We start from the raw sequence: 11,083 nt of genomic DNA, 5'->3' as shown, positions 1-11,083 counted from the left end.
GTCAAATTAACAATCACGTTTCTATTGCGTTCCCATTGTACTTAATACTTAGTGATTCATACCTTCACTATACTCTTCCAAAAAATGAGTTTAGAATAGAAAAATTTATAACTATTGAACAAAATTATCATCTTCTAGCATATAAAATACTTTGTACTTCTCACTTTGTACTTAATACCTCATACTTTGTACTTCCTACTTCATGTACATCCCTGCTATAGGTTGACCACTTTTAAATAAAGTGATTAATATATGAGAGCAAATTTAAAGAGTATTCAGAAGAGAAGAAAATATTCTGAGGATTTTAAAAAACAATTGGTCAGTGACTTTGAATCGGGTAAGTTCAGTGTCCCACAATTGGAGCGGATACATAAGATATCCCGCTCAAATATCTACAAATGGATTTATAAATATTCTACCTTTAACGAGCATGGATCAAGAGTTGTAGAGATGAAACACAGTAGTTCGGAGAAGTTAAAAGAATTAGAGAAAAAGGTTAAAGAGTTGGAAGCTGCCCTGGGGCGTAAACAAATCAAGATTGACTATCTGGAGAAGGTGGTGGAGATAGCCAAAGATGAACTTAACATCGATATTAAAAAAAACTTCAACACCCCACAATTAGGTGGTTCCAAAAGCATCAGCAAGTAATGGGTTATTCATTAAATAAGCTATATAACGTTGTAGGTATTAGCAAACAAGCCGTACACCAATACGCTAAGCGCCAAGAAGTCTTTGATCGGAAGATTGAGGGCTTAGTAGTAGAGGTAGATGAGTTGCGCAAAGACTTTCCGGGTTGTGGGGTAGAAAAGATGTACGATATACTACAACCTAATTTTATTGGTAGGGACAGGTTTGTAGAAACTATGATGTTATTGGGCTATAGGCTCAAGATCAAGAAGAACTATAAAAGGACGACTATTGCCGCTAAGGTGTATTACCCTAATTTAATTAAAGGGATGGAAGTAGCTGCACCGTCAGTAATTTGGCAAAGTGATATTACTTACATTCTTATTTGTGGGAAGCATTATTATGCAGTCTTTATCATTGACGTTTATACAAAGAAAATTGTAGGTTACTGCCTATCGGACCATATGCGTGCTACGGCTAACCTAAAAGCTTTACAAATGGCACTAAAGGACCATAAACCACCAAAGGTACATCACTCCGATAGGGGCGGTCAATATATCTACAAAGCCTATATCAAGCTTTTAGAACAACATGACTGTAGGATCAGTATGGCACAATCTGCCCAAGATAACGCTTATGCAGAACGTATCAACAGGACTATCAAAAGGGATTATCTTGACTACTGGGAGATTAAAACCTTTGATCAACTAAAGAAAAGAATGAAGCAAGCTGTCAACCATTACAACCATGTAAGGACACATAACAACATCGATAAGAAAACGCCAGTCCAGTTTGAAGAAAACTTTCCTTCAATAAACAAAGATCAAAGGAAAACAATAACTATTTTTAACAATGAAATATAAACCTAAAAGCGGTCAACACTATTTAGGGATGTACATCATATTAAAACGAACTATCTGATGGATGTATTTTAACTTTTGAACTACCGTAATATTTACTACAAAAGGGTAGATGTCTTTTATCCCCATAGAACGATTTAAGTTATTTAGACCAATATAAAGCGGAATACAAGTATCAAGGATTACATCAAAATCCTTTTCTTTATACGGATTAAATATAGGTTTTGTCTTAGCATTTGTTGTATGGTTGGTGTCAGTTCCTATTTGAATATTTGTATAAAAAGCAGTTTCTAGCGTATCCATAAAGTGGAGGTAATGTGCCCAAGTTTCTGCCCAATCTTCCCAAGGATGCGCGGAAGCATAACTACTTATAAAGTTTTGATCCCAATTAGAAGGTGCTCCATTTTTATAGTGTGTATCTAAAGCATCCGCATATGAACTTCGTTCATCTCCAAAAAGATTTCGAAATTGTTCTAGTAATTCTTGATTAGATACTATGATTCGTTCCCAGTAATAATGACCTACCTCATGACGAAAATGACCAATGATGGTTCGATAAGGCTCGTTAAGTTGTTCCCGTAATTTTTCTCTTTGTACGGTATCTGCTTCACTTAGGGTAATAGTTATTACCCCTTCAGCATGACCGGTCATTACTTTTTGATCTGAATCCGTAATATTCTGGTTTGATAAAAAATCAAAACAAAGTCCGTTGTTAGGTTGTTCAAGCTTACTTTCTACAGGTAAATTAAGCCTCAATAATTGGTATATTAAACGATGTTTTCCTTGTTCTAGCAAATACCAATTCGCTTTTTGACTTTTATCTGAAATATCCGGGATAGTTCGATTGAGGCTACAAGCTTTACAATAATTTTCAGTAGCTTCTTCCGGAATTAGCCAATTACAGACATTTAATTGTTGATTTTGACAATAATGATATGTTTTATATTCTCCAGTTTTAGCCTTCCATCTTTGAATATTTTGATCGAAGGATAACATCTCATTTTGAATTACGTCATATCCAATATTGTAGTGACATTTTTCACAAAAAGTGTTTTCAAAATAAACCGGATTATCGCAATTGCTGCAATGGAAAGTTTTCATTTAACTATTAATTTATAGGAGCGAAAGATACTTTAAACCATACTGTTGGATGAATGCTATCCCTAATTTGTTCTACTCTTAAAGATATTAATTTATCTATCCCTTATCAGCAAATAAACAATAGTCAATCTATTAAAATTACACCCGGATTCGTGGATCTAATAAACGATATATTAAATCTACGCTGATGTTGATCAAAATAAATAGAGATGCTATAACAATAACAGCTCCCATAATAATTGGAAGGTCAGAGGTGTTTAAAGCATCAACAATCTCTTTTCCTATACCATTCCACCCAAAGATATATTCTACAAATACTGCCCCGGCTAGCATAGAAGCAAACCATCCGGAAATAGCAGTGATTACAGGATTTAAAGAATTTTTTATGGCATGTTTCCAGATCACCTGGAACGGAGAAAGGCCTTTTGCTCTTGCGGTTCGAATATAATCTTGACTTAGCACTTCAAGTAATGAATTTCGCATTAATTGAGTAACTACGGCTAGCGGACGAATCCCTAAGACTATAGCAGGTAGCATTAAATTTTTTAGTTGAATATAACTTCCATTGCCAAAATCATCAACTTCATAAAGGCTACCAGTCATATTAAGATGAGTGTATTTATGAAGTATAAAACCAAAAACCCAAGCAAAAAGGATCGAACTAAAAAATGAGGGTACGCTCATTCCAATAGTACTTATAATTTGTAGAGTCCTATCAATCCATGTGTTTTTATATAAAGCACTAATAATACCCATAAGAATTCCTAATAGCATCGCAATACTAATGGCACTTATTGCTAGCAATATGGTATTAGGAAGAGTTTCGCTAATCACTTCAATTACTTGTTTTCCATTTTTTTGAAAAGATTCCCTTAAGTACGGATACTTTAAAACTACCTGGGTTGTACCTAAGTTAAAGAACTTAACACCGTTATATTTTTCTTCGCTGAAAAAAGTAAAATGATCTTTATTAGTCGAATGGAAAGAAAGTGGTGACAAATCATTTAAATACCATGCATATTGTGTAGATAAGGGTTGATCAAACCCGTACTTTTTATTGACAATTGCGATTTGTTCTTTACTTTCATTTTGACCTAACATCATCTGAGCAGGATCTCCGGGTAAAATGGTGAATAAAAGAAAAATAACAGTAATCACCCCGAATAAAGTTAATAGTGCGTAACTTACTGTTTGAAAAATTTTCAACATATATTAAGGAACTAGTAGTTTTCAAAATTTATGTTAGCATCATTCCAATGAAGTTTGTCTTTTATGGTTCCTTTGTGTAAAATTAAGATTCCGGGGTTAGATCGTATAATTGTTTTTAATGCGGTTTCATCAGTGTTATAAACTTCAAATTGTAAATTGTATTTCTGTTTGATTTTAGCAACATCATTTTCTCCAGAAGCAGTTAGACCGATTACTTCATAACCATTTTTTAAAGCATTATCCGTAGCATTTTTGATAGCATCCAGTCCTTCGGCTTCGCTTTTAGAAAGATTGTACATTACAACAACTATTAATTTTTCTTTGGCTAAAAAAGCCGAAGTAAAGTCTTCACCATTTCGTTCAATGGCAAAGTCATGAATCGGGGGTATATAGCCTTCTTTAATTGTTTCTGTTTCTACGTTTATAAATTTACCATCTACACTTGGATATTCACCTTCTGTAGTAATAATTTTCTCATTTCCATTTACATTAAATTTCCAATGGTAAGCAAACTCCGCCTTTTCTGCATTATCAGGTACCTGCATTCCTTCGGTGATATTTGTGCCGATTTTATAAGCTCGGAAATCTATGGCTGGTAGATGCATTAAAACATAATATGCAAATCCAAGACAGGCGGTAAAGGCTGCAAATACCACCCACTTATGAGAGGCGGGGTTTAATATTGGGGTAATGTATTTTTGGTTAAAAAATAAAATTAAGATAAGTACTAAGAGAATAATATCCTTAGTAAAAGATTCCCAAGGGGTTAAAGGTATTGCATCTCCAAAACAGCCACAATCTGTTACTTTGTTAAAATAGGCTGAGTAAAAAGTAAGGAAGGTGAAGAATACAATCATTAAGAGTAATGCCCAAACCGTGAATTTTGGTAAATACCCTAATAACAATGTTATCCCAACCAGAATTTCAAAAATTACTAGAAAAACGGCAATTAATAATGCCATAGGAATTAAAAACTCTAGGTTAAGTACCCCTTCTGAGAAATATTCTTGTAATTTATAGGAGAAACCTAAAGGGTCATTCAATTTTACAAATCCTGAAAATATAAAAAGAATTCCTACAAAGATTCTTGAAAAACCTACCAATGCTTTCATGTATATTATTTTAATCTATTTGTAAATGAATTAGGGCAAAAATAGCGTAATTAATTATGTCTTGATAATTAGCGTCTATACCTTCACTTACAATCGTTTTCCCTTTATTGTCTTCAATTTGTTTGACCCGTAAGAGCTTCTGTAAAATTAAATCAGTAAGCGAACTTACCCTCATGTCGCGCCATGCTTCTCCGTAATCGTGATTTTTATCAAGCATTAGTTTTTTAGTAAGTTGACTATGTTTATCATAAAGAGTCAATGCTTCTTCAGTAGTAAGGTCAGGTTGGTCGGAAATACCTTTTTCCATCTGGATTAACGCCATAATACTGTAGTTGATAATGCCTATAAATTCAGAAGCTTCTCCTTCATTTATTTTCTGTACTTCGTTCTTTTGCAAACTGCGAATGCGCTGTGCTTTTATAAAAATCTGATCGGTCAATGAAGGCAATCTTAAAATTCTCCAGGCACTGCCGTAGTCTTTCATTTTTTTTGAAAATAATGCCCTGCATTTGTTAAGTACAGCATCATATTGTGCCGAAGTATTTTGCATAAACCATCCTAATTTTATGTAAATTTCGCGTTAATATAGGAATTATTAAAATGGAAGGTGCATTAAATTATGATTTGTCGAAAAGTGCTTTGATCATTATCGATATGCAGCAAGGATCTTTTACTTCTGAAACTCCAAGGTACGATGACAAAGGTGTAATCAACCGAATCAATAGATTAGCCAATTTATTTCGAAGTCTAAATGGAAAGGTTATCTATGTACAGCATGATGGTACTGGTAGTGGGACTTTTGAAAAAGGTAATTGGGATTGGCAAATTCTTAAAGAATTAAAGATTGAAAGTACAGATTATTTGCTAGATAAATATGTAAATGATATTTTTTATCGTTCAAATCTGCTGAAATATCTTGGATCAGCAGCAATTGAAGAGCTTTACATCACAGGTTGTGCTACTGACTTTTGCGTAGCGTCTACCGTTCAATCTGCCTTAACTAAAGATTATAAAATTACTGTCATCTCTGACGCCCATACTACTGCCGATCGTCCCAAACTAAAAGCAAAGCAGGTTATTGATCATTATAATTGGGTTTGGGAAAATATGATACCTACAAAAGGAGAAGTAAAAGTCAAAGCATGTAATGAAATCGTAAATACATTTAACGAAATTGTATAATTGAAATTTTAATTAAAAAATTCTAATGACCATCAACTGTAAAGGTTCATTAATTGATATATCCACGCCTAAAGTAATGGGTATTTTAAATCTTACTCCGGACTCATTTTATGACGGGGGGAAGTATAAGGATGAAAAAGGAGTACTAGTTCAAGTAGAAAAAATGCTAACTGAAGGTGCTACTTTTATTGATATAGGCGCGTATTCTTCACGTCCCGGAGCAGATCACATTTCAGAAGAAGAAGAGAAAAAGCGATTATTGCCTATTATAAAACTTTTATGCTCGGAATTTCCGGAAATTTTAATTTCTATAGATACGTTCAGAAGTACTATTGCTAAAGAAGGTATTACATGTGGTGCAGCTATGATCAACGATATTTCGGCAGGAATGTTAGATGACGAAATGATAGCTACTATAGGAAAATTACAAGTGCCTTATGTTATGATGCATATGAAGGGAACTCCGCAAACCATGAAAGACCTGAATCAATATGAGGATATGGTTAGAGAAATTCAGTTTTATTTTTCGGAACGTATTGCAGTAGCGAGGCATTACGGAATCAATGATGTAATTATTGATCCTGGTTTTGGGTTTGCTAAAAGTATAAAACAAAACTTCGAACTCTTGCAAAAACTGGAATTATTTAAATTTCAAAATGTTCCGATATTAGCAGGCGTTTCCCGAAAATCTATGATTTACAAAACTCTGGGAACTACTGCTAAAGAAGCTTTAAACGGAACTACTGTGCTAAATACCGTAGCTTTACAGAACGGAGTTTCGATTTTACGGGTGCATGATGTAAAGGAAGCGGTAGAATGTATAAAGTTGGTGGAAGAATTAGGTTTATAAAATCATGACCACTGCTTGATCGTAACAAAATTCCTAAAGTTTTCTCTATTTATAATATGGCTTTTTGCATTGTAAGCGTTCAAAAATGTTTTAGGAAGTTTTCCTTTTTTCTTAGGATTCCATTTAAATTCATACCCGTAAATTTGTTGGCTAACTTCTTCTACGTAATCTACCTCTTGTTGTTGACTAGTTCTCCAAAAATAAGGTTTGGCAAGGGTAAGTTTATAAGTATTTTGTTTTATTCTTTCGGAAATCAGAAAGTTTTCCCATAATGCACCTTTATCTTTTCTTGAAGAAATATCAGTAAAATTTCCAATCACCATATTTCTAATACCGTTATCGTAGAAGTAGATTTTTTTATTCTTCTTTATTTCATTTCTAAGGTTAGAACTAAAACTGGAAAGCTTGAAGATTACATACCCTTTTTCAAGTATGTCAATGTATCTTTGCACCGTATTTTTATCAATACCTACCGTTTGAGAAAGCTCGTTGTAGTTAACTTCACTTCCAATTTGTAAGGCTAGTGCTTGCACTAGTTTTTCTAAAATTTCTGGCTTTCTGATTTCAGCGTAAGAAAGTATATCCCGATATAGGTAACTATTCACTAAATTTTTTAAAACTTCAACTTCATCGCCTGGATTATTAATTACATCCGGATAAAAACCATAAAGTAAACGATGGTCTAAAGTTTGTTCTGCTTTTACATAGCCAAAATGATTTTCAAATTCTTCCCAACAAATGGGAAGCATTTCATATTCCCACTTTCGTCCGGTTAGTGGTTCATTCAACTGATGTGAAAGGGTAAAAGAGGAAGATCCACTTATCCACAATTGAACATCTTTAAATTGATCCGTAATTATTTTTAAGGTTAAACCAATTTGATTGATTCGTTGTGCTTCATCTATAAAAATTGTTTTGTAGTTACCTATCAGGTTACGTAGGTTCTCTGTATTAATGGTATCTAATATTTTTCGAATAGTAGGATCATCACCATCAAGAAATAAAACATTCTGATCTTTTAATTTTTCTTTAATTAAAGTAGTTTTTCCTACTTGGCGAGGTCCGATAATCATAATAGCTTTACCGGAACCTATTTTTCTATCTATTCTATTAGAAAGTAAACGTCGTATCATTATACTTCAAATATAGTGAAAAGTGAATACGATCACTAATAAACATAATGAAAAGTGAATACGATCACCAAAAAATATAATTAAAAGTGAATACGATCGCTTTTAATCATGTTTTGTTTTATTATTATAGTTTGTTAGAGTTTAAAAGATTGTTAGTTAATAGACTATGTTATTTGTATTTAACCGTAGGTTTAGCTTTAAATGGATCCAGCTTTATAACTTTTCCATCTTTGGATATTACCAAAGGCGAATTTTTACTTTTTTTAAATTCGATTAACTTTTGATATGCTAGTTCTAAGCCTTTAATAATTTTCTTACGCTGTTCAGCTAGCTCTTTTTCCCTATCTTTCATTATATAGAATTTCCAGTAATAAATATTTACTTACCCTCAATAAACTCAATTACTTTACTAGTAATAAATTCAATCTGATCGTTATCTAACTCTGTATGCATAGGTAAAGAGATTACATTAGTAACTAATTGATTAGTAATTGTAAAATCTTTTTCTTGGTAACGTTCGTCTTGATAAGCTTTTTGTTTGTGAAGAGGGATTGGGTAATATACTCCACAGGGAATATCATGGTTGTTTAAATACTCAACCAATTGATCCCGGTCTATATTTTTAACTTGTAAGGTATACTGATGAAATACGTGACAATCGCAGGTTTTGCAAGTGGTTTTATGATTTGTATCACATTTATTTCCGACGATATAAGGGGTGATAATTGCTTCATAACCTTTAAAGGCGGTTGTATATTGGTTGGCTACCTGTCTTCTGGTTTGATTATAGCTATCTAAATGTGGTAATTTTACCCGAAGTACCGTAGCTTGTAATGAATCCAACCTTGAATTGACACCTACTACATCATGATGATACCGGGTATACATTCCATGATTAACAATGCCTCGTATGGTATGTGCTAATTCGTCATCATTTGTAAAAATAGCACCGCCATCTCCGTAACAACCCAAGTTTTTTGAAGGAAAAAACGACGTAGAACCCACATGTCCTATGGTTCCGGTTTTTTGCCTTGTTTCACTATTAACCTGATAACTTGACCCGATACCTTGTGCATTGTCTTCAATCACAAAGAGTTGATGTTTTTCAGCAATTTCCATAATGCGATCCATATCTGCAATTTGCCCGAATAAATGTACGGGTACAATAGCTTTGGTTTTAGGAGTAATAGCTTTTTCAATAGCATCCGGGTCAATATTAAAGGTATCCGGAAGTACGTCGACTAATACCGGGGTGAGTTGCAATAGTGCAATTACTTCAACTGTAGCGGCAAAAGTAAAATCTGCGGTAATCACTTCATCTCCGGGTTGTAAACCAAGTCCCATCATGGCAATTTGTAAGGCATCCGTACCATTTGCACAAGGAATAACATGTTTTACACCTAAATATTCTTCAAGCTCGGATTGAAAAGTGTGAACTTCAGGTCCGTTGATAAATGCCGTAGAAGATAAAACATTATCAAACCCCTGTTGAACCTGATCTTTAATTTTTTCATACTGACCTTTTAGATCAACCATTTGTATCTTCTTCATAGCATATATGTCTGAAAAACGAAGGTACAAAATAGGTGATACAAGCTATAAAAAGTAAGTGAAAAAGTGCTTATACTCTATTTAATCCAGGAATTATTTAGCAATTAATCAAAAAAAGTTTTAAATCACTTCAATAGTTTCTTTAAAAAGGGAAATGTATTTTTACATTATAAAGAATCATTTTTTGCGCAGTTTATATTCCTTATTTAGTACTATTTTTCAGTTATTACTTCCGTTCATCGGGTTGTTTTCTCAGAAGTTAAAGCTTTTTGCAAATGGAAGAAAAGAAGTATTTTCAACCCTACAGACTATATTTCCGATTTCCAAACCGGTTTTTTGGTTTCATTGTGCATCTTTAGGAGAATATGAACAGGCGGTACCTGTTATTCAGGCGATCAAAAAAAAATATACTAATTCCTTTGTAATAATCACCTTTTTTTCGCCGTCCGGATATGAAGCTAAAAAGAATAGTAAACTGGCGGATCATATAGCTTACCTGCCTATTGATACAAAAAAGAATGCAAAACGATTTATTAACTTAGTTAAGCCAGAGATCGCCGTTTTTGTTAAGTACGAAGTCTGGCCAAACTATTTTTCAGTTTTAAAAACAAGAAAAATTCCTATTCTTTTAATTTCTGCGGTTTTTAGAAAAGATCATATCTACTTCAAAAAATATGGTGGGTTTTTAAAAGATAGTTTATCCAAAGCCACTCATATTTTTACCCAGGATATAGAATCTAAGGATATGTTGCTTGCTAATAACGTTACGCAAGTCATACATGTGGGAGATACCCGTTTTGACCGGGTGGCATTACAACTTGAAATGAATAATAAAGTGGATTTTTTGGAAAAATTTGTTAACAATCGATTTTGTATAGTTATCGGAAGTTCATGGAAAGAAGACGAAGTAATTTTTATGAACACCATAAACCGTACTTCTGAAAATATTTGTTTTATTATTGCTCCTCACGAAATTAAACCGGAGACTATCCAACGTATAAAAAATACAATTCAAATACCTACTATTACGTATTCCGAACAAACCAATCTTGAGCAATTAAAGGATTATAAAGTGTTTATTTTAGATACCATTGGATATTTATCCAAAGCTTATTATTATGCAGATATAGCGTATGTAGGAGGAGGAATGGGTACGGCAGGATTACATAACATTTTAGAACCTGCAACTTTCGGGATTCCTATCATCATTGGAAAAAACTTTGAGAAATTCCATGAAGCTAAACAACTTCGGAAATTAGGGGGATTGTTTTCTGTTACTACAGCGGAAGAGTTTATGGAAATAATTAAAAAATTGACAATTGACGTTAAATTTAGAAACCAAACCGGAATGATTGCCGGGCATTTTGTAAATAGTAATACAGGAGCTACTTCAATAATTATGAATTATATAGCTGATGTAAATATAAAAACCTGAAATGTTTGGTAAAGAATCAAGAT

General features: G+C 33.2%; 12 protein-coding genes. 5 read left to right on the top strand and 7 right to left on the bottom strand.

Going from position 1 to position 11,083, the window contains the following annotated elements; all coding sequences use genetic code 11:
• The first annotated feature begins 252 nt into the window (after window positions 1-252).
• Complete coding sequence (locus NBT05_RS00770; RefSeq protein WP_265770345.1) at window positions 253-648, top strand: transposase; 396 nt, start codon at window positions 253-255, stop codon at window positions 646-648.
• The gene (locus NBT05_RS00765; protein ID WP_265770344.1) at window positions 648-1,490 is read left to right on the top strand and encodes an IS3 family transposase; all 843 of its coding nucleotides are present in this window, start codon (window positions 648-650) and stop codon (window positions 1,488-1,490) included. The genes NBT05_RS00770 and NBT05_RS00765 overlap by 1 nt, the downstream gene beginning before the upstream one ends.
• Before the next feature lie 18 nt (window positions 1,491-1,508).
• Here NBT05_RS00765 and NBT05_RS00760 read toward each other — a convergent pair whose 3' ends face one another.
• The 4 genes from NBT05_RS00760 to NBT05_RS00745 form a co-directional block, all read right to left on the bottom strand.
• On the bottom strand, window positions 1,509-2,588 hold the full coding sequence (locus tag NBT05_RS00760) for a zinc-binding metallopeptidase family protein (protein ID WP_265771512.1): 1,080 nt from the start codon (window positions 2,586-2,588) through the stop codon (window positions 1,509-1,511).
• 138 nt (window positions 2,589-2,726) lie between these two features.
• On the bottom strand, window positions 2,727-3,797 hold the full coding sequence (locus NBT05_RS00755) for an ABC transporter permease (RefSeq protein WP_265771511.1): 1,071 nt from the start codon (window positions 3,795-3,797) through the stop codon (window positions 2,727-2,729).
• Between the two features lie 11 nt (window positions 3,798-3,808).
• Window positions 3,809-4,909, bottom strand: coding sequence for a BT_3928 family protein (locus NBT05_RS00750; protein ID WP_265771510.1), 1,101 nt, complete (start codon window positions 4,907-4,909; stop codon window positions 3,809-3,811).
• 10 nt (window positions 4,910-4,919) lie between these two features.
• A complete protein-coding gene (locus NBT05_RS00745; protein ID WP_265771509.1) occupies window positions 4,920-5,459 on the bottom strand; it encodes a DUF1599 domain-containing protein in 540 nt (179 codons plus the stop codon).
• Between the two features lie 74 nt (window positions 5,460-5,533).
• Here NBT05_RS00745 and NBT05_RS00740 point away from each other — a divergent pair, with 74 nt between their 5' ends.
• Both NBT05_RS00740 and folP read left to right on the top strand, forming a co-directional pair.
• The gene (locus NBT05_RS00740; RefSeq protein WP_265771508.1) at window positions 5,534-6,091 is read left to right on the top strand and encodes an isochorismatase family protein; all 558 of its coding nucleotides are present in this window, start codon (window positions 5,534-5,536) and stop codon (window positions 6,089-6,091) included.
• A gap of 25 nt (window positions 6,092-6,116) precedes the next feature.
• A complete protein-coding gene (gene folP / locus NBT05_RS00735) occupies window positions 6,117-6,941 on the top strand; it encodes a dihydropteroate synthase (RefSeq protein ID WP_265771507.1) in 825 nt (274 codons plus the stop codon).
• 2 nt (window positions 6,942-6,943) lie between these two features.
• Here folP and NBT05_RS00730 read toward each other — a convergent pair whose 3' ends face one another.
• The 3 genes from NBT05_RS00730 to NBT05_RS00720 all read right to left on the bottom strand — a co-directional run bounded on the left by NBT05_RS00730 (window position 6,944) and on the right by NBT05_RS00720 (window position 9,625).
• The gene (locus NBT05_RS00730; RefSeq protein WP_265771506.1) at window positions 6,944-8,074 is read right to left on the bottom strand and encodes an ATP-binding protein; all 1,131 of its coding nucleotides are present in this window, start codon (window positions 8,072-8,074) and stop codon (window positions 6,944-6,946) included.
• 169 nt (window positions 8,075-8,243) lie between these two features.
• On the bottom strand, window positions 8,244-8,426 hold the full coding sequence (locus NBT05_RS00725) for a hypothetical protein (protein WP_265771505.1): 183 nt from the start codon (window positions 8,424-8,426) through the stop codon (window positions 8,244-8,246).
• A gap of 26 nt (window positions 8,427-8,452) precedes the next feature.
• Window positions 8,453-9,625 (bottom strand): DegT/DnrJ/EryC1/StrS family aminotransferase, encoded by a 1,173-nt coding sequence (locus NBT05_RS00720; RefSeq protein WP_265771504.1) that lies wholly within the window; start codon window positions 9,623-9,625, stop codon window positions 8,453-8,455.
• A 184-nt stretch (window positions 9,626-9,809) separates the two neighbouring features.
• Here NBT05_RS00720 and NBT05_RS00715 point away from each other — a divergent pair, with 184 nt between their 5' ends.
• A complete protein-coding gene (locus NBT05_RS00715; RefSeq protein WP_265771503.1) occupies window positions 9,810-11,060 on the top strand; it encodes a 3-deoxy-D-manno-octulosonic acid transferase in 1,251 nt (416 codons plus the stop codon).
• The last annotated feature ends 23 nt before the right edge of the window (window positions 11,061-11,083 follow it).

The sequence above is a fragment of the Aquimarina sp. ERC-38 genome, from assembly GCF_026222555.1.
Classification (GTDB): domain Bacteria; phylum Bacteroidota; class Bacteroidia; order Flavobacteriales; family Flavobacteriaceae; genus Aquimarina.
Note: the sequence above shows the minus strand (reverse complement) of the source record. Positions and strands in the feature narration are given on the sequence as shown.

Bases quoted from the DNA above. Each gene is read 5' to 3' on its own strand.
- NBT05_RS00720 (WP_265771504.1), bottom strand. From the start codon at position 9,625: ATGAAGAAGATACAAATGGTTGATCTAAAAGGTCAGTATGAAAAAATT.
- NBT05_RS00770 (WP_265770345.1), top strand. From the start codon at position 253: ATGAGAGCAAATTTAAAGAGTATTCAGAAGAGAAGAAAATATTCTGAG.
- NBT05_RS00750 (WP_265771510.1), bottom strand. From the start codon at position 4,909: ATGAAAGCATTGGTAGGTTTTTCAAGAATCTTTGTAGGAATTCTTTTT.
- NBT05_RS00765 (WP_265770344.1), top strand. From the start codon at position 648: ATGGGTTATTCATTAAATAAGCTATATAACGTTGTAGGTATTAGCAAA.
- folP (WP_265771507.1), top strand. From the start codon at position 6,117: ATGACCATCAACTGTAAAGGTTCATTAATTGATATATCCACGCCTAAA.
- NBT05_RS00730 (WP_265771506.1), bottom strand. From the start codon at position 8,074: ATGATACGACGTTTACTTTCTAATAGAATAGATAGAAAAATAGGTTCC.
- NBT05_RS00760 (WP_265771512.1), bottom strand. From the start codon at position 2,588: ATGAAAACTTTCCATTGCAGCAATTGCGATAATCCGGTTTATTTTGAA.
- NBT05_RS00745 (WP_265771509.1), bottom strand. From the start codon at position 5,459: ATGCAAAATACTTCGGCACAATATGATGCTGTACTTAACAAATGCAGG.
- NBT05_RS00755 (WP_265771511.1), bottom strand. From the start codon at position 3,797: ATGTTGAAAATTTTTCAAACAGTAAGTTACGCACTATTAACTTTATTC.
- NBT05_RS00725 (WP_265771505.1), bottom strand. From the start codon at position 8,426: ATGAAAGATAGGGAAAAAGAGCTAGCTGAACAGCGTAAGAAAATTATT.